The sequence below is a fragment of the Shewanella sp. 3_MG-2023 genome (assembly GCF_030548765.1).
Classification (GTDB): domain Bacteria; phylum Pseudomonadota; class Gammaproteobacteria; order Enterobacterales; family Shewanellaceae; genus Shewanella.
Window position 1 is genome coordinate 100,404 of record NZ_JAUOSH010000007.1, and the last position, 19,415, is coordinate 119,818.

16 protein-coding genes are annotated in these 19,415 nt (G+C 41.5%); 9 read left to right on the plus strand and 7 right to left on the minus strand.

The genetic code is table 11. The annotated features are described in order from the left end of the window. From Q4591_RS05920 to pspF, 4 genes are all read right to left on the minus strand, one after another. A complete protein-coding gene (locus Q4591_RS05920) occupies positions 1-891 on the minus strand; it encodes an ABC transporter permease subunit (protein ID WP_102440528.1) in 891 nt (296 codons plus the stop codon). Further along, positions 878-1,909, minus strand: coding sequence for an ABC transporter permease subunit (locus Q4591_RS05925; RefSeq protein WP_102476349.1), 1,032 nt, complete (start codon positions 1,907-1,909; stop codon positions 878-880). The genes Q4591_RS05920 and Q4591_RS05925 overlap by 14 nt, the downstream gene beginning before the upstream one ends. Next, a complete protein-coding gene (locus Q4591_RS05930; RefSeq protein ID WP_102440530.1) occupies positions 1,909-3,537 on the minus strand; it encodes an ABC transporter substrate-binding protein in 1,629 nt (542 codons plus the stop codon). The genes Q4591_RS05925 and Q4591_RS05930 overlap by 1 nt, the downstream gene beginning before the upstream one ends. A gap of 71 nt (positions 3,538-3,608) precedes the next feature. Further along, the gene (gene pspF, locus Q4591_RS05935; protein WP_303459931.1) at positions 3,609-4,706 is read right to left on the minus strand and encodes a phage shock protein operon transcriptional activator; all 1,098 of its coding nucleotides are present in this window, start codon (positions 4,704-4,706) and stop codon (positions 3,609-3,611) included. 178 nt (positions 4,707-4,884) lie between these two features. Here pspF and pspA point away from each other — a divergent pair, with 178 nt between their 5' ends. From pspA to Q4591_RS05965, 6 genes are all read left to right on the plus strand, one after another. Continuing rightward, positions 4,885-5,580: a phage shock protein PspA gene (gene pspA / locus Q4591_RS05940; protein ID WP_076536951.1), complete on the plus strand. Its 696-nt coding sequence runs from the start codon at positions 4,885-4,887 to the stop codon at positions 5,578-5,580. Between the two features lie 19 nt (positions 5,581-5,599). Next, complete coding sequence (gene pspB / locus Q4591_RS05945; RefSeq protein ID WP_102440532.1) at positions 5,600-5,839, plus strand: envelope stress response membrane protein PspB; 240 nt, start codon at positions 5,600-5,602, stop codon at positions 5,837-5,839. Further along, positions 5,826-6,221: an envelope stress response membrane protein PspC gene (gene pspC / locus Q4591_RS05950; protein ID WP_303459934.1), complete on the plus strand. Its 396-nt coding sequence runs from the start codon at positions 5,826-5,828 to the stop codon at positions 6,219-6,221. The genes pspB and pspC overlap by 14 nt, the downstream gene beginning before the upstream one ends. 138 nt (positions 6,222-6,359) lie before the next feature. Continuing rightward, positions 6,360-7,814, plus strand: coding sequence for a YcjX family protein (locus Q4591_RS05955; RefSeq protein ID WP_303459937.1), 1,455 nt, complete (start codon positions 6,360-6,362; stop codon positions 7,812-7,814). A 1-nt stretch (position 7,815) separates the two neighbouring features. Next, a complete protein-coding gene (locus Q4591_RS05960; RefSeq protein WP_303445659.1) occupies positions 7,816-8,916 on the plus strand; it encodes a TIGR01620 family protein in 1,101 nt (366 codons plus the stop codon). A 171-nt stretch (positions 8,917-9,087) separates the two neighbouring features. Next, a complete protein-coding gene (locus tag Q4591_RS05965; RefSeq protein ID WP_076536941.1) occupies positions 9,088-9,435 on the plus strand; it encodes a helix-hairpin-helix domain-containing protein in 348 nt (115 codons plus the stop codon). A gap of 74 nt (positions 9,436-9,509) precedes the next feature. On the opposite strand, the gene Q4591_RS05970 is transcribed toward Q4591_RS05965, so the two are convergent. After that, positions 9,510-10,247 carry a YciK family oxidoreductase gene (locus tag Q4591_RS05970; protein ID WP_303411026.1) on the minus strand — a complete coding sequence of 246 codons (738 nt, stop codon included), beginning with the start codon at positions 10,245-10,247 and terminating at the stop codon, positions 9,510-9,512. Between the two features lie 259 nt (positions 10,248-10,506). Here Q4591_RS05970 and Q4591_RS05975 point away from each other — a divergent pair, with 259 nt between their 5' ends. From Q4591_RS05975 to Q4591_RS05985, 3 genes are all read left to right on the plus strand, one after another. Continuing rightward, complete coding sequence (locus tag Q4591_RS05975; protein WP_303459940.1) at positions 10,507-13,014, plus strand: VolA/Pla-1 family phospholipase; 2,508 nt, start codon at positions 10,507-10,509, stop codon at positions 13,012-13,014. 118 nt (positions 13,015-13,132) lie between these two features. Beyond that, positions 13,133-14,146, plus strand: a complete 1,014-nt coding sequence (sohB, locus tag Q4591_RS05980) for a protease SohB (RefSeq protein ID WP_303459943.1) — start codon at positions 13,133-13,135, stop codon at positions 14,144-14,146. Between the two features lie 21 nt (positions 14,147-14,167). Continuing rightward, positions 14,168-15,190: a helix-turn-helix transcriptional regulator gene (locus tag Q4591_RS05985; RefSeq protein WP_303459946.1), complete on the plus strand. Its 1,023-nt coding sequence runs from the start codon at positions 14,168-14,170 to the stop codon at positions 15,188-15,190. Positions 15,191-15,259: 69 nt separating this feature from the next. On the opposite strand, the gene Q4591_RS05990 is transcribed toward Q4591_RS05985, so the two are convergent. Continuing rightward, positions 15,260-16,474 carry an SO2930 family diheme c-type cytochrome gene (locus Q4591_RS05990; RefSeq protein ID WP_303459949.1) on the minus strand — a complete coding sequence of 405 codons (1,215 nt, stop codon included), beginning with the start codon at positions 16,472-16,474 and terminating at the stop codon, positions 15,260-15,262. A 105-nt stretch (positions 16,475-16,579) separates the two neighbouring features. Then, positions 16,580-19,228 carry a parallel beta-helix domain-containing protein gene (locus Q4591_RS05995; protein ID WP_303459952.1) on the minus strand — a complete coding sequence of 883 codons (2,649 nt, stop codon included), beginning with the start codon at positions 19,226-19,228 and terminating at the stop codon, positions 16,580-16,582. Positions 19,229-19,415: the final 187 nt, after the last annotated feature.

Below are 19,415 nucleotides of genomic sequence, written 5' to 3' on the forward strand. Positions count from 1 at the left end.
CTAGTTTCTTATCGGCGCGAGCGCCGAGCGTAATCCGTCACCCACCAAATTAATGGATAACACAGTAAATAGGATCGCCAAACCTGGAATGGTAATCGACCAAGGCGCAATTAATTGGCTGTTTAACCCTTGAAAAATCATCGCTCCCCACTCTGAGCTAGGGGCTTGTGCTCCAAGATTGAGAAAGCCTAAGGCGGCAATGTCTAATATCGCCACCGATATGGCAATGGTCGTTTGAATAATAACCACTTCCCAGACGTTTGGCATGATGACATACCAAAAGATTTGTATTTGACTGGCGCCATCAAGTTTAGCGGCAATAACGTATTCTTTTTGTAGCTCTTCATGTACTGCTTGGTGAATTGCCCGCACAAATTGCGGCGTTAAGGCTAAGCCTACTGCCCAAAATACATTGATTAACCCCGGACCGGTCACTGCGACAACCAAAATGGCGAGCAATAATGACGGAATTGATAATAAGGCATCGAGCAAATGACCTAAAATACTTGATTTTAACCCACGCATCATTCCTGAAAGGGAGCCAATAATAAAGCCGACGATTAAGGCGCAAAGCACCACAATTAATGACATGCCGAACGTTAATCTAACCCCATGCAATAAGCGGCTGAATAAGTCTCGGCCTAAATCATCGGTACCTAAAAAATGCGAAACATGTCCAAGGGCGTCCCATGATGGCGGTAATAATATGGCATCAGGATTTTGCATTTCTGGTGGGTAAGGAGCGAGTAGCGGCCCCAATACAACCAGTAGTAATAAAAATATTACCGCCCAAAGGCCTGCGACAGCAAATGGGTTACTAGCAAATGCTTTCCACAATTGCATCATAGGTGAAGCTATGTGTTCATCCTGATATATTTTAATTGCTGGCATACAGTTCTTTCCTATTAATAGGGTTAATAGTGGTATGCACTAAATCAATCATAATACTTAAAAAGATAATCAGCAAAGAGACTGAAAGGATCCCTGCTTGAATCACGGTGTAATCTCGCTGATATATTCCTGCAATAAGCCATGATCCCACCCCTGGCCATGCAAAAATCACCTCGACAATAATGCCGTAACTGGCAAACGAGCCAAGCATTAAGCCAAAGGCTTTAAGAACTGGGATAAGCGCGTTAGGTAAGGCGTGTTTCATTAAAATACTATAGGTATTAAGGCCACGGGCTTCAGCAGCGCGAATATAGGTTTGGGTCATAACCGTCATCATTGCTTGACGTGTGATACGTATAACGACAGTAAAAGGTAATACCGCTAAGGTTACCGCAGGTAAAATGATGTGTAATAAGGCATCTTTAAATGCTGAGATCCGATAGGCTTCATGTGATAGCAAAGTATCGATCAGCATAAAACCTGTGACGGGTTCAATTTCATATAATAAATTGATTTGTCCAGAGATCGGCAACCACTCTAGCTTTACCCCAAACCATAATGACAAGGTTAATCCGAGCCAGAATACAGGTATAGAGTAACCGGTTAAGGTTAGGGCTAAAATACTGCGCTGGACTGACTTGCTTTCACTTAATGAGGACAATACGCCAAGTGGCACTCCAAAAAATATCGCTATCGTCCCAGCAAATAATGACAATTCAAAAGAGGCTGGTAACACGTTACTGAGCTCTGTGGCGACACTTTGTTGTGAGTTAACCGAAATCCCTAAATTGCCTGATAATCGCTCGGTTAAATAAGCGATAAATTGACTAAGCTGGTTACTATCAAGCTTAAAGTCTGCAACGGTTTGTGCTTGTTGCTCACTGCTAGGGAACTGTATCCCAGTTAAGGCGTAGCTTTTTTCAACTGGAAACATACCGGTGGCAAAAAACAGTACCGCAATCATAACCAATGAAGTGGCAAAAAATAAATTAATTCGTCTTAGAAAATAACGCCACATTAAGGTTTTTTCTCCGCAGTTTTTAGTTCGATATTAGAGAAAGCCATTCCACCATAGGGGTTAACATCTTTAGTTGATACTGAAATGTTTTTTAGGATCAATTTTTGTCCATGGGCAATATTAACCAAGGGAACTTGCTGATGAATGAGCTGTTCAGCTTGCTGATATAGCGCCTTTCTTGTGGTTTTTATTGGCGTAGCTTTAGCTTGTGCAAGTATTGCGTCCAATTCAGCTGAACACCATTTAGAACGGTTATTATTTGATTCTAGGGCTGAGCAACTGAGTAGTGGGGTAAAGAAATTATCAGGATCGGTATTGTCAGCATTCCAACCAATTAATACTGAATCATAATCTTGGCTAATTAATTTTTGCGTAAACACGCTCCAGTCATAACTGACAATATTCACTTTAACCCCAATGTTGGCTAAGTCGGCCTGAATCAGCTCTGCGGTCTTGAGGGCGTTTGGATTATAAATTCGCACCACTGGCATCGCCCAAATATCAAAGGTTAAGTTATTAACCCCTGATTCTTCTAACAGCCTTTTAGCTTTCTCAGGATCAAAATCATTAGGGTCGGATGAGTCTGAATAAGCCCATGATCCTGGCGGCAGCATTCCGGTCGCTTCTACAGCGGTGTCATGGTAAACAACATTAAGGATATTTTTCTTATCAATGGCATGGGCAAGGGCAAGTCGAACTCGCACATCGTCTAGAGGAGGCTTTTGAGTGTTAAATGCCCAAAAACCGACGTTTAACCCCGGTTTAGTGTTAACTTTTAAGTGTTTATGCTGTTTAATTACTGCAAGTTCATTTGCCTTTGGCAGGGCAGACACATGGCAATCTTTAGTGATGATTTTAGCCAGTCTAGACTCACTTTTAGGTGTGATATCAAAAACTAACAGGTCAATTTTAGCCGCTTTACCCCAATATGCGGTATTGCGTTTATAGCGAATAAAATCATTTTTGACATAATCTGCGAGGTAAAAAGGCCCTGTGCCGATGGCGAAGTAATCGATATTTTCAGGGGTACCTGCCTGCCATTGTTGCTCGCCATATTCGGCAGAAAGAATAACGGCAAAATCAGTGGCCAAATTAGCTAAAAATGATGCATCAGGTTGGGTTAAGTGGAATACCACTTCATAATCGTTTACTTTTTCGACTCGACTCACTAAGTTGGAAAAATCAATACTTTGGAAAAATGGATAGCCAGTTCTGCTCACTGAGTGAAAAGGATGCGCGGGATTAATGATGCGATTAAATGAGAATAGTACATCATCGGCATTAAAATTTCTTGAAGGTTTGAACAAATTATTGTGCTGGAACTGTACGCCTTTACGCAACACAAAGTGATAACGTAAGCCATCATCGGATATGCGCCACTGGGTTGCCAGCGCAGCCATAAAATCAGATGAGTCATTGTTATAGTCAATTAGGCGGTTGTATAACTGATTAGAACTGGCATCAATAGTGGTACCAGAAGTGACCAATTGCGGATTAAAGGTTTCAGGATTGCCCTCAGAGCAATACACAATACCTGATGGGACATTGAGTTCACCACAACCTGTTACTAAAAAACTTAGCAAGCAGAGTAATGCAGCAGGTTTAAAGCGTTTTAATGTCTCACGCATTTTTTCATCATATTATTTAGGTACTGAATAAGTATTTTAGCAGTGTTAATAACTTAGGAGCAAATATCCTATTAAGACTTTTCAAGTAAATTATACTTTTTCAAAATGCCCCGCAGTTGGTGGTAGCTTAAACCTAATATTTCAGCGGTTTTCTTTTGATTATATTGGCTTTGGGCTAAGGCACTTTTTAGCAGGTTAATCTCATAGTTTTCAGTATGCTCTTTAAAGTCTAATGGGAAGCGAATATCTCTGTCTGTTGCACTGGTGCTAACTGATGATGCTTCATATTCAGTGGAGTCATCGGTTACTGGAACCGCGACTGAAGTATCGGGAGCTTGATGCTCTGTTTGCTGCCTTTCACGAGTTTTGATTCTTGATGTTGGTCGATAAGGAGAGGCAAAAGGATCGACAATAATGTGGTCAATTTCTTCACCTTCAGATCCTCGACGATAGACGCTGCGTTCGACCACGTTTTTAAGTTCGCGGATATTACCTGGCCAGCGATATGACATGAGTTGCTCTATAGCTACTGGACTAAAACCGCCAAAATAATCTAAATTCAGTTGCCTTGCCATGCTCACGGCAAAATGCTCTGCTAAAGGCATAATGTCTTCTGTGCGGCTACGAAGGGGCGGTAGGGTGATAACATCAAAGGCTAACCTATCCAGTAAATCAGCCCTAAATTCACCATTTTCAGCTAATGAAGGTAAGTCCTCATTGGCAGCACAAATTAACCTTACATTGGTATTAACTGTTTTACTGCCACCCACTCGTTCGAATTCACCGTATTCGATGACACGTAACAGTTTCTCTTGAATTAATCCTGAGGTATTGGCCAGCTCATCTAAAAATAAGGTGCCTTCATCGGCGCGTTCGAAGCGACCTTCATGTTTGCCTTTCGCGCCCGTAAACGCACCAGACTCGTGGCCAAACAGTTCGCTTTCAAGTAATGATTCACTTAATGAAGAGCAGTTTAATTTAATAAACTCTTTATCCCAACGGCCTGATAAATAGTGTAACCGCTCGGCGATCAATTCTTTACCTGTGCCGCGTTCACCAATAATTAATACCGGCTTAGAAAGTGGGGCAACTTTAGAAACATGTTCTAATACCTCTAACAAAGCATTAGATTGTCCGATAAGATTGTCTTGCTCAAATTGTTTAGTCACTGTAATTTTTAGTCTATTACGCTAACAAGTGGTGAAAATCATAATAGTGGGCTGCGGCATTAAAAGAAAGAAAAAGTTAATATTTTGGTTATAGTCTTGAATTATATAGTTTTTTAAAAGTTGGCACAACTCGTGAATAGTAAACTTCGACATTAACAATATTTTTGAGGGACACATTATGGGAATCTTCTCACGCTTTGCAGATATCATTAATTCGAACATCAGTGCTTTACTTGATAAAGCTGAAGATCCAGAAAAAATGGTACGCCTGATCATTCAGGAAATGGAAGACACGTTAGTTGAAGTACGCTCTACTTCTGCAAAAGTATTAGCAGAAAAGAAAGAATTACTAAGACGCATTAGCCGAGTTCAAGAACAAGTGATTGATTGGCAAGCTAAAGCTGAATTAGCTTTATCGAAAGATAGAGAAGACTTAGCAAAAGCTGCGCTAATTGAAAAACAAAAAACGGTTTCATTATTAGAAACCCTTGAGATGGAACTTCAAGTAGTAGAAGAGCACATTGCTCGTCTTAAACATGAAGTTGAACAGTTACAAGAAAAACTGAATGATGCCAGAGCACGCCAAAAAACCATTATTATGCGCAAGCAAACTGCCACTTCACGTTTAGAAGTTAAAAAGCAGCTTGATTCAAGTAAAATTGATGATGCGATGGTGAAGTTTGAGCAATATGAGCGTCGCGTTGAAGGTTTAGAGTCACAAGTTGAAGCTTATGATATTGGTAAAAAGGGTAGCCTTGCTGATGAGTTTGCGGCACTTGAAGCTGAAGATTCAGTCAATGACGAACTTGAAGCGTTAAAAGCGAAAGTGAAAGCTAAATCGCAACCTAAATCAAAAACTAAATCAGACAAGTAAACTTTTTCAGAGGTGAGTTATGGATATGGATCTTCTTATTGCCCCAATCATTATATTTTTAGTCATTGTGGCACCTATTTGGTTGATTCTTCATTATCGCAGTAAGCGACAAGTGAGTCAGGGGCTCACTGAAGAAGAGTTTACACAATTGAATGAATTAATTGCCCAAGCTGAAAAAATGGGCCGACGTATTGAAACATTGGAAGCTATTTTAGATACAGAAGCGCCAGAATGGAGGGGGAAAGATGAGCACAGCTAACGGTCGCACATTATACCGCATCCCATCATCAGGCAAAATTTCAGGGGTATGTGCAGGGATTGCAGACTTTTTTAATCTTGAAACCTGGTTAGTCAGAGTGGTCGTAGTCTCAATATTTTTATTGGGTGGTTCTGGGCCTGTGTTTATTATCTATGTCGCCTTATGGATGATATTAGATATTAAGCCTGAAGATACGACACATGCCAAAGGCCACAAAGATATTGAAGTGAAGAAAAAGGTTTGGCAGGCAGGAGAACCAGCAAAACGTGCCTTACATGATGTAAATAGTCAGTTTTATGCACTTGAAATTAAGTTGCAACGACTTGAGCGCCATGTCACTTCAGATAATTTTGATTTGAAAAGAGAAATTAACAATCTTTAACTCGATTCAGATGACTATCTTCATATAATTCCAATGGGCGGTTTACCGCCCTTGTGTTTTTCTAGCAAAGACTTGATTATCAGTACTTGAAAATATTTTTCATCCCTATTTTGCTTATTCCTTAATTTGAGATTAACTATGAGCTTTATTGATCGTTCAATTAATAAAATTTCCCAAAAAACTCATCAATTAGTTCATCGCTCAACCGATCGGCATGTTCGCTTAGCCGTGACGGGTTTGTCTGGGGCGGGTAAAACAGCCTTTATTACCGGACTGGTTAATCAAATGCTCCATGCGGGGCTGCAATCAGAAAAAAGCCAAACCCAAAACCCATTGCCTTTGTGGCAAGTGTGCCGTGAAAATCGCTTAATTGGCATTAAACGCGCCATGCAACCTGATTTAGCCATTGCCAGTTTTGACTATAAAGGAGCGATGACATCATTAACCCAGTTGCCTGCAACTTGGCCTGCATCAACCCGTAATATCTCTGAGTTAAGGCTAGCGATTAAATATCGTCCTCAAAAGGGCATATTGGCAAAACTTGCTGATACTGCCACCTTGTATGTGGATATTGTTGATTACCCAGGTGAGTGGTTATTGGATTTACCAATGATGAAGCAAAACTTCATCCAGTGGTGTGAGTCACAAATTGACGTTAAGCACCGATTAGCTGCCTCAAGCTATTATCCGCAGTTTGTTAGTGTATTAGCTAACATCAATTTATCAGAAACTGCTGATGAGCATAAGTTAAAGCAGATTGCAGACTTGTACCAAACATTACTGGTCGACTTGGTTAACAACCAAGGCTTTTATCTTGCACAGCCTGGTCGAATGCTATTACCTGGAGAGTTTGCCGATACCCCTTTATTGGCCTTTTTCCCACTCATAAATCTCAGTAATGATGAATTAGCCAATTTAGAAAACGCTGCGGACTCTAGCTATTACCAAGTGCTAAAGCGTCGCTATGAAGAGTATGTTTCAGTGGTGGTTAAGCCGTTTTATCGGGATTATTTTGCTAGTTTTGATCGTCAATTGGTGCTGGTGGATTGCTTTAATGGCCTAAACAGCGGTAAAGCACAATTTGAGGATATGGGTAATGCACTCAATAGTATTGTCGAAAGCTTTCATTTTGGACAATCGAGTTTATTAAGGCGTTTGTTCTCACCTAAAATTGATAAGTTACTGTTTGCCGCCAGTAAGGTTGACAGGGTTACTCGTGATCAACAGAGCCATGTATTAAGTTTATTGACCGATATGCTAAAACACAGTCAGCACTTTGCTAACTATGAAGGCTGCGAAGTCGAAACGATGGCCATTAGCGCCATCAAAGCCACACAGCATGGCATGGTATCAACAACCAGTGGCGAGCAAGAAGTGGTCAGAGGCATAGATAAAAAGCAGCAAATGCTCACCATATTTCCAGGCGAAGTGCCTCAGCGGTTACCCCAAGATAGCTTTTGGGACAAGCAAGGCTTTAATTTCGTGTCTTTTAACCCGCCTCGATTACCACAATCATCGATGTCCGACCCTCGTTTTGAGCATATTCGCTTAGATCATCTTTTACAGTTTTTGCTGGGGGATAAGTTGCAATAATATGAGTAACAATAATAGCAAGAGAACAGAGTTTGAAGACGCTCAACTTAAGCAGCAGCAAGTGTTTGATACTGAAACGCTTGATTCGGGTAAGGATCAAGACGTTAAAGGGTCACAATCATTTACCGATGTCGAGTTTATTTGTGAAACTAATTTAGCAAAACTCCCTGAAACCATCGATGAACTCGAGTCCATCGATAAGCTCGGCGCTAAGCCTAAAAAAATCTCAATGCTTGCCAAGTTATCATTGTTAGCTTTGATACTGGTGGTTATCGTTCAAACCATACAAGGGCTGCAAACTGCCTACCTGCAAAGCCCGTGGCTATTTGGTTTTTACGTGACAGTGGCGGGGATCATCATGGCGTGGGCTGGGGCAATAACCCTGTCAGAGTGGAAAAAACTGATAAAGCTTAAACATGTGGCCGATACCCAAGCCACAGGCGAGCGTTTAGCGTTAAGTATGCAGCGCGGTGAAGCCAGTAAGTTCATCAGCCCCTTATTGCAAAAATACCCAGATACCGAAGGTAAAAAGCAATACTTAGCCATTAATAGCGTTGAACATAATGACGCTGAAATGGTGATGCTATTTGATGAATTAGTTTTGTCTGAACGCGATGAAAAAGCCAAAAAAATTGTAAGTCGCTTTGCGGCGGAGTCGGCACTACTGTTAGCGGCGAGTCCTTTAGCAGTATTAGATATGGCGATTATTTTATGGCGTAATCAGCGCATGGTTAATGTTATTGCAGATGTATATGGTATTGAATTAGGCTATTGGAGCCGGATTAAACTGATAAAAAGTATCGTACTAAATATTGTTTATGCTGGCACCACTGAAGTGGTAACAGATTTAGGCACCCAGTTATTATCGGTTGAAATGACCGGAAAGTTATCAGCACGTTTAGCCCAAGGTTTAGGCGGAGGTTTATTAACTGCGCGACTTGGTTATCAAGCCATGAGCTTATGTCGGCCGCTAAGTTTTAAAGCGCAAAATCGCCCTAAATTGAGCCAAGTGCATCAGCAGTTGTTAGGCGAACTAAAAAGCTTTTCTGCGAGTGTAATGAAAACAAATAAAAATAAGCAAAAACAAACAGTAGAAAAATAATCTTACTTATTTTTTGCAAAAAATAAATTGTTTACTACAGTTTTATGTTAGCGATAAATGCCCTGTTTTTAATAGATCATTTTCTTGTTGAATAGGGTGTAACGCTGACAAATACCGACCATGGATAGGGAAGTTGGTCGGGTTATTAAATAGGACTTTAAGGAGTTAACAATGAAACATCCATTACTCATGGGCGTCATGCTCACCTGCGCGTTATCAGCAGCAAGTATCAGTTTGGCTGTCGCCAAAGACACCACTAAACCAGCAGCACTCACTTCAGCTGAAATGTCTAAAACCACAGCCGTGAAAAGTAGCAATACAAAGATGGCTAAGGTGAATATTAATAAAGCGACAGCAGAGCAGTTACAAGCCCTCAATGGTGTTGGTGAAGCCAAGGCAAAAGCCATTGTGGAATATCGAAATAAATATGGTAAGTTCAAAAATGTCCAGCAATTAACCCAAGTTGCCGGTATAGGTGAAAAGCTGGTTGAGAAAAATGCTAAAGCGATAAGTTTGTAATTTATCAATTGACGACTTGGTATTAAAAAAGGGAGCTTTCGCTCCCTTTTTCAGTTTACAGATTCAATGGATGGTTACTGAGCGGTAAGTTGCTGACCGTTGACTTCAAAAGAATCTTCACCCATTAAATATAAGTAGGTTGGCATGATATCTTGTGCGGTTTTTAATGTTTGTGGATCTTCACCTGGGTAAGCTTTTGCGCGCATTTCAGTGCGGGTTGCACCAGGGTTAATACTATTTACACGCAGGCTAGTGCCTTCACATTCATGGGCAAGTACTTGCATCATGCCCTCAGTCGCAAATTTAGAGAACGCATAAGGTCCCCAATAAGCTCGTCCTTGACGACCAACACCGCTAGAAGTGAAGATAATAGATGCTGATGGTGCGCTGCGCATTATCGGTAATAAGGCTTTAGTTAAGATTACTTGGGCGGTGACGTTCACTTTCATTACATCTTCAAGTGATTCAAGGTCGATATGTTCAAACGGCCCTAATGCGCCAAGTAAACTGGCATTATGCAGTAATCCATCTAAATGACCGAATTGCTCAGCGATAGTTTCGGCCATATCTTGATAGTTTTGCTCTGTGGCACCTTTTAAATCTAATGGCACAATAGCAGGTTTGGGATAACCAGCTTGTACTATTTCATCATAAACCGTTTCAAGTTTTTTAACTGTTTTACCTAGCAAAATAACGGTCGCGCCGTGTTTTGCGTAGTTTATCGCCGCAGTGCGACCAATACCTGCGCCAGCGCCGGTAACCAGGATTGTTTTATTTTTTAGTAAATCTTTTTTAGCTTGGTATTCCAACATGATTCAATTTTTCCTTGGACTGTAAAAGCATGTCAAATCTCGTTTCGAACAAAAGGTAAACGAACGTTTTAAACAATTGACTTATATTTGTTAGTGAATAGTATGTTTCTTTGTAACAAATTTGTGGCTAACTCTATAATTTTACGTTAACTTGAGATGAGTTAAGGGCAAAAATATGTCCTTATGGTCATGCGTTTACGCTATTGTGACCAATTTTTGGGGAAATTAAAATTATTACAACAAGATTTGGGGAAAAAAGATGAAAAGACTCATATTGGGTGTTGCTATTGCATCTGCTCTTGGGCTTAGCGGCTGTAGTGAAGATAGTTCTAACGAAGCAAAAGATAATGTAGAAACGCTAATTCCATTCTCTCAAGTGGTATTTGACCCTGCTGCAGGTGATGTGCCATTACCAAATGACCTTTTATTTAACGGAACACTTGATGGAACGCTAGCTATACCAGGTGAAGACGGTATTGATTATGTTGATCCATCGCTTGCTTTGGGGGCATTAGATGGCTGGTCAACTTCATCACCAATTTCGCTTAGTGTTGATTTAGCAACAGACTCTGATGGTGCAATGCTCACCCTTGATGAAGCCTCTGTTTCTCAACCTGGTGCAGTAAGATTATTTGAAGCCACTGTTGGCGGCGCTTTATCATCTGATCCTGAATGTAGCGATGCGCCCTCTGTATCAGCATGTAAAGTGGGTGATGAACTGCAATTTGGTGTTGATTTTGTGGCATTAGCTTCAGGTAATAAAATTGCAATCGTGCCTTTAAAACCGCTTAAAGCTAATCAATCTTATATTTACGCTACCACCACATTAGTTCAAGACTCTGCAGGCCGCGCCGTTGAACCATCGAGCACATATAATTTATTAAAACTAGATATCGACACTAAGCCTCTTGAAACACCTGACCAATTATTCCTTCAAGGTTTAGTTAATAGTTATGAAAAGGGCTTAGCAGCAGAGCATGGTGTTGATGCTGAAACTATTTCATATTCTGGTTTGTTTACCACCCAATCGGTTGCAGATGTATATGAAACCAGTAAATTATTGATGGCATCAAGCGATCCGTATAAACCTTCTTTTGTTCAACCGCCAATGCCTATGGATAATGGGTTTGGTGGCACGGTGACCGTTGCCCAAGCTGCGGGTTTAACTCCGGCAGATGGACTTGCCTATGTGGTTTCTGACATCGCTGAAATCTATACCGCTGTAGTACGTTTACCATTTTATGGTGATTGTTCATCTGCAAGTTGTGTTATTCCAATTGTAGATGGTGCGCCTACGGCGCCAAATGGTCGCTGGTTCGCACAAGGCGATAGCCCTGTATCGGTTTTATTAGCGCTTCAGGCTGGAACCATGAGCCAAGCTAACTTTGGCCAACAAGCTGTTGCGCAAGGTGTTGACCCAGCGGCGGCATTGCAAAATCCAGCATTAATGGCTGGTAAAACGTGGCTGTTAGATGCTGATGCAGACGGTAATAGGGCAGCTGCTGATCCTTCAAAGCATTTAACCAAGTTTAATCCAATTCCAAAAATCATGGGTTATGAAGATGTCACGGTTCAAATTACTCTGCCAAATGCCGCTAAGTTAGCTGCATTTAGCGCACAAGCAGGGTTACCATTTGTAGCACCAACTAACGGCTGGCCAACAACAATGGCATTGCATGGTTTAGGTGGCACTAAGCAAATGGCCTTAGCTTATGCGGGCACATACGCAGCAGCTGGTATTGCGACGATTGCCATTGATATGCCACTGCATGGCGATCGCTCGTATGATGCTGATGGCGATGGCATCTACGATATTTCAGCCACTAGTGATTTATTTGGCCCACAATATGCGAAAGGTAATCCGCTCGTGTTTGTTAACGTAGCCAGTACATTAACGGTGCGTGATAATTTCCGCCAAGCAACCATGGATCATTTAGGTCTACGTTTGTTATTAACGGGTATGTATTCGCAAATAGCGCAGACACCAGGTGCTACTCAAGTATTTGATATCAGCAAAATCAGTGCTCAAGGTTTAAGTTTAGGTGGCATTGTTGGTACTACTGTTTCAACTTACGCATCAACAGGTTTAGTCAACCCTACTGACGGCAGTGCATTGCCAAATGCTTATGCTATTAATGCCGCATCTTTGGTTGCTCCTTCTGGTGGCTTAGCCGGTTCATTTGCCGGTTCTGCGACTTTTGGTCCGGTATTATTTGATACTGTTACAGCAAGTGCCGATTTCATGGCATTAGTTGATGAAGCTAATGTGGGTGGCTATGAGCCTGGAACGCCTGAGTACGCAGCGCTTGTTCAAGCGGTATATGCTGAGTTTATTCCCACCTTTGCCTTTGCAGTGCAAACGGCGGTTGATTCAGCAGATCCAATTAACCATGCGTCAATGTTAGCTGATACACAACTACCTGTTCATTTAATTGAAGTTGTAGGTGATGGTGCGGGTAACTTATCTGACCGAGTATTACCTAATCAGGTTGAAGGCTTCCCATTATCAGGAACAGAGCCGTTAATTGCAGCGATGGGCTTAGATTGTGTAAGTTCAAATAATGCAGGTTCTGGTGCCGTTCGCTTTAGTAAAGGTCATCACAGTTCAATAGTAAGCCCAGCTGAAATTGATGGTGTGACTGACGGTATGGCTGGCGTAGCAACAGTAGAAATGCAGACACAAGTTGCTGGTTTTGCTAAGTCAGCAGGTCAAGGTGAGGCTTATATTTTGGTTAATAACGACGAAGTGCTTCAAGAATGTAACTAAGCTGAATTAATTTATTCTTTTGATTAAAAACCCAGCAACTGCTGGGTTTTTTATTGTCTACAGTGCTTAACTTCCTGCTAAGATAACCCTAATTATCTTTTTCCATCTGGAGTGAATTTTGGAGTTTTTATCAGAGTACGGCATGTTTCTAGCGAAAGCCGTCACGATTGTTGTAGCAATTCTTGCCGTTGTTATTGTTGTTCTAGCAAGCAGTATTAAACATAAAACTGAAAAGGGTGAGTTAAAGCTTACAGATGTTACTGATGAGCTTAAGGAACTTGAGAAAGAATTAAAGCAAGAGCTGCTGTCTAAAAAGCAATTTAAAGCTTATGAGAAAAAACTAAAAGCTGATGAAAAAGCAGCTGAAAAAGAAGACACGCCAAAATCAAAAGTGTTTGTTATCGATTTTAAAGGCAGTATTGATGCCGGTGAAGTGGCATCGTTAAGAGAAGAAATTACTGCTGTATTAACCGTTGCTGATGAAAACGATCAAGTGTTAGTGAATGTCGAAAGTGGCGGCGGCATGGTTCATGGTTATGGTTTGGCTTCAAGTCAGCTTGACCGATTGAAGCAAGCCAATATCCCGCTAACTATCTGTATTGATAAAGTGGCAGCCAGTGGCGGTTATATGATGGCCTGTGTGGCGAATAAAATTGTTGCCGCGCCATTTGCGATTGTGGGTTCTATTGGTGTTGTTGCACAGCTGCCAAACTTTAGTCGTTTACTTAAAAAACACGATATTGATTATGAGCAACACACTGCGGGTAACTTTAAACGTACATTAACGGTATTTGGTGAAAATACCGATGAAGGTCGTGAAAAGTTCCAAGAAGAACTTGAAGAAACTCACGTGTTATTTAAACAGTTTGTTAGCAAGTATCGCCCTGAAATGGATATAGAAAAAGTCGCTACCGGTGAGCATTGGTACGGCCAACAAGCCATTGAATTAGGCTTAGTTGATGCTATTTCTACCAGTGATGATGTGGTGCTTGAGTTAGCCAAAAAACACCAAGTCATTAAAATTAAATATCAAATGAAGAAGAAATTGGCTGATAAAATTGCCCATGGCGCTTCTTTATCGGTTGATAGTGTACTAAACCGTTTGATGGAGCGTGATAACGCTGTTAAATAAGCTATTTAGAGTAGGGTATCGATGCAAAGAGAATTAGGCTATAAGGCAAATATGATGGTAGGGGATCAATGTTACCCTGCCTTCGAGCTACGTAATTTGCTTAACTTTATTGAACTGCATCTTGGCGACTCTGTTGCTGCTGATATCTATCTAAAAATTGGCTTAGGGCCCCAAGAACTCATCGCCATGCAGTTTGTTTATGTATGGCAGGTTGAGTATGCCATGGAAGTGTTAAGAACGACCTCACCAGACCCTGAAATTGGCGCTCGATTGGGCGCCAGTTATCAAATTGCCAGTCTTGATGTACTACTGCCTTTCTTTGATAAATTTACCACCTTAAATCAATGCCTGCTGTTTGTTATCAAAAATCCCGATTTAGCGGGTAGCTTTGCTGATACCGTTATCCGTTTTGATGAGACTACATTATGGGTAAGGTGGCTTAATACTGGAAAAGTTGACGCCCAAAAGTTTGCTTTTCAATTTCAGCACAGTGTTTGCGCGTTATTAGGTGCAGCAAGGCAGTTAGTGGCTTCAACTGTGGTTATTGATGAAATTCATATGGCAGAGCCTCAATGTAACACTGAGTTTTTAAGTGCAGAAACCGGCGCTAAAATTGTGTTTGATTGTGATTTCTATGAGTGGGGTATTGATATCGCTATACTCAATACACCGCTAAGTTATCAATTTGACCACCTTGCCTTAGCCGCTTCGGTGCCAGATGGGGTGTCATTTATTGAGCCGCTGCTGACAGATATTCGCCTATGCATGCCTAAGCCACCCAAGCTTGAACAATTGGCAGAAAAACACCATATGAGCGCCCGAAGTTTACGCCGAAAATTATCGGCTGCGGGAACCAGTTATCAAAAGCTGGTGGATCAAGTGCGCTGCCAAGCAGCGATAAATTTAATTTTAGCAAATGAGTTGAGTGCAGAAGACATATCTGAAGTGCTCGGTTATGGCGATGTTAGCCATTTCAGACAAAGCTTTAAGCATTGGCTTGGCTATCCACCCGGTCACTTCTTAAAGCTTAATCTTGTCAGTTAACAGTCTTTAGTTTTCCTATTTCATTGCTTAATCATTCATTATTTAACGGTGCACTCTGCTACAGCTAATTTAACTGCACGTTGCAATGGTGATAGCCATGTCATCAATCCAGCGTTTAATTAAATCAGCGCCTTCAATGTGGGTCATTTCTCGGCCAATGGGCGGCATTCTATCTTTAGGGCTTAACAGTGTTTGTCGATAATGCACAATAGAGCGCTCGCCATTGCCAGGAACAATGTCATAAGCAAGCCCATTAGGGCCGCCATCCCAACCTGGTGGCTGCTTACAAACGCCATACTCAAATGAAGTATGATCAATATGATACTCAAGTCTGAGGCCTGAAATGCTGGCAAAGCCCTCTGCGCTATGACAATGGGCGCAATTCACATCGAGGTAGCCTTTAGCGCGGCTGGTTAATTCTGCTGTTTCATCATTAATGGCAAAAGATTGTGCAACGCTGTTAAGCGCGGGTAAGTTTATTAACTGGCCTTGCTGTGCCCACTGAGTCAGTTGATTAATGGGGGTGTTGTTACTGTCTGTTATTTGGCGGTTTAATAAATGGGCTTTAAGTCCAATAGGCTTTATGTTGCTGCTTCCTTGCTCATTAACTTGATGGCAAATTTTACATTCAGCTTTGCTGGGGATGTGATAATCAAAACTAATCGATTCGCCCTGATTATTCATGGTGTGGGCCACATTCGCGCCAGCGATAACAAGTTTAGCTTGGCCTTGAAGCCATTGGTAGGCTAATGCTGTCCAGCCCGTTTCTCGATGGATTAATAGCCGTGTTTCGATTAATTTCTCATTATCTGCGCCACTGTTTTGGGTATCAAAAGGTAACGCAAAGCTTTTAACTAATACACTACCAACGGGTAATTCGAATTGGCTTTGGGCTTGAAAGCTGATTGCTTGATCATCAGGTAAAAAAATGAACCGATATTTACTGGCGTAATTGGAAAATAACTCAGTAGATAGTTGGTAAAGCATACCAGGACTTCGTGGTGATTCAGTTGGTTTGCTTGGGTCGATAAACAAGCTGTAATCCGCTAGATTGTCACAATCTGCGCTCATTAATGCGGGCCAATTCACTTCGCTATTGTTTTGTAAACATAGCTCATCTGGCGCTGTCTCGGGATCCTCTGGTACTGCTACAGGTGGCGTTGGCGTTGGCGTATCAAGGATATTGTTATCGTTATTATTCTCTTTTGAGTCAGAGCCGCCGCAGGCTATTAGCGACAAACATAAACTAATAACAAGTATTTGATGGGCTTTAAAAACAAACATTGATGACATCCTTGTATGAATAGAATGTACGATGAAAAAGCCGAGTTTCCCCGGCTTATTTGGTTTGATATAACCCGTGTTTACATTACATGGGTTAAAGCTTACTTAGGAGCATGATGCTGCAGGTAATCGCTTAATCCACTCGTTGATGAGTGCAACACCTTCATCATGGGACAAGCTACGGCCAATTTCAGGCATACGATCGCCAGGTTCATTGGTTTCCATACGGAAATGTAAGATTGACTCTTCAGGATTACCCGGAACCACATCAAAACCTAAGCTGCCGCCGCCATAAGCAACAGGTGACTTACAAGTACCATGAGAAAATCCTGCATCTTCATCATAACTGCGCCAGTACTCAAGCTTTAAGCCTGTGTTAGAGGCATTACCTTCAGGTCGATGACAATGGGCACAGTTAATATCTAAGTAGCCTTTAGCAACGGCCATAAGCTCAGTATCCGACATAGAATCAATATTTGCTTCATCGCCATCTTGGAATTTTGGCACCATAGGGACAGTGTCTAATTCTGGCACGCCTTGTAAAATACCTGCCGCTTGCCATTTCGCGAGTTGATTCATTGCTCCATCAGCATATGGGTAAGTTTTATTAAGGTGACGAGCTTTAGGTCCAATGGGCATAAATACCGCATTACTGTCTTCATCGGCTTTAAATTGATGACATTGCTTACATTGATTCATGCTGGGTACGACGTAATCAAATGCCAATTCAGCGCCTTTGTGAGTAATGGTTTTTCCTTGAATCGCGCCCGCTTTAGCAATAACAGCATCGGATTTATCGGCTTTCCAAACATAAGGCAGCGCTGTCCAGCCAGTGTCACGATGGATCAGTAATCGTGTTTCAATTAAATCCTCGTTTGCAAATCCACGATTATTAGTGTTTGTTGGTAAAGCAAAGGTTTTACTGATCACGGTTCCCACAGGGAAGTCGAATGATTCATTTTCGCTGTAGTCGGCTTTAGTGCCATCAGGTAAATACACAAAGCGATATTTACTGGCATGATCGGTAAATAATGGCGTATTAAGATCATAAGGTAAGCCACCCGAGTTTGGTCCATCGGTTGGATTAGCCATATCTGCAAATAGATTATAATCAGACAGGTTAGGGCAGTTAGCTTTTAGTAGTGCATCCCAGCTGACATTATCACCACTGGCTTCACATAAGGCTAAATCACCATCGCCTTCAAGGCCGCCTTCACCTTCACCAATAGAGCCACCGCCACCGATTAAAGTGCCGCCATCACAACCTGCGGTATCATCATCAACACCACAGCCAAATATCTCATCACCAAAGGTAACGGTATGAACAGGTAGGCTCACTTGAGCGCAGTTCATTAAGTCCATTTGCGTTTTTTCATAAAGCACATCGGCAATACTGGCATCGGTATTATTATTGGCATATAAACGGCCAATACTTACCTCACCATTATTTTGCGCACACACGTTATCACTGCCATCGGCTGCAAAAGGTAACTCCTGTAAACCTAAATAGGCCGCGGTGCCGTTGTTAGAGAACATCTCACCTAAACCATCATATAAAATCCCCGGTAATGCGCCGTGGGTTAATACATAAGCGGTGATGATATCTTTAATTAAATAGCCTTTTGGCTTAGTGCCATAATCGCTTATCACGTTGTCATGAATGGAGATATTACGCGGTGTTGGACGCCAGCCATCATCAATAGCTTGGCCTGGTTGACCATAATTACCCACAAAAGTACTGATATCGGGCTCAGCAATAAAGAAGCTCGAAATAGTTAAGCCAACCGTGTCGTGGTTTGTAATTTCATTATTAAAAATTTCTACATCGTCAGTGGATAACACAATCACCCCAGTTCCGGGTGGCACAATATGTACCCCTGCTGGGTTTGATGATGCGTTAGCAAAGTTCAAGGTATTATTATCGTAAACCTTGTTATTAAAAATACGTACGCTTGAACCATATCTATGGTTATTAATCGGTAAATCGAAGACTAAAATACCGCCGGTATTACCCATGGCCTCGTTATCGTAAACGTCGGCATATTTAGAGTTTTCAATTTCAATGCCGGCGACGTTTTCTTTAGCGATATTGCGGCGCACTACAATATATTGGGATTGGCCAACGTAAATACCGGCATCAGCACTACCGCGAACATAGGTATCTTCAATAAGAATGTTTTCACACTCTACAGGATACAAACCATAAGCACCGTTGCCTTCATCAAGTTCGCCTTCCCAAATGGTTGCCAATCTTCTTAAAATAATGCCATTGGTATTTTTGAGTTTAATACCGTTATTTTTGGCTTCGTTAACGGATAAGTCTTGAATAATAATGTTCATGGCATTTTGAACAAAAATACCATCACCCGAATTGGCCTCAGAAAAATCCAACACGGTTTCATCTTGGCCGTAACCCATAATGGTAATATTTTTGGCAAAACTGCCGTCGCCGTCTACATCACCATCAAACAGTAAGGTTGATTCTATTTTGAAGTTACCTTTGGGTAATACGATAACGTCATTACTTTGGGCGTTGATTAATGCTTCTTGAATACTGATAGTGAGGTTATCACCCGCTTCGACCATGATGGCACCTTCAGGGAAGGTGGGACCGGTTTCTGCTGGTGGTTGAACAACGGGTGGGGTTTCGGTGATCTGTGAATCGTTATCATCTGAGCCGCAGCCCGCTAAACTGATTGTGACAGCTGTTGCTACAAGTGTAGGTACCAGCCAAGGCTTTGTCTTGTTGAACATAGCATCTCCTGCTTTTTATTATTTATGTCCTACTCCAGCGTTATACGCCCCAAAGGAGTGGATACGATTTATTCGTATGTTGTTCAACATGCCTTGGAGGACACTTGTTAATCAATGTGAAATCTGGCCACATTTATTTAACAAGTTTTTTTGATGTATCTTGCACAAGGAAGGATGATAAAAAAGG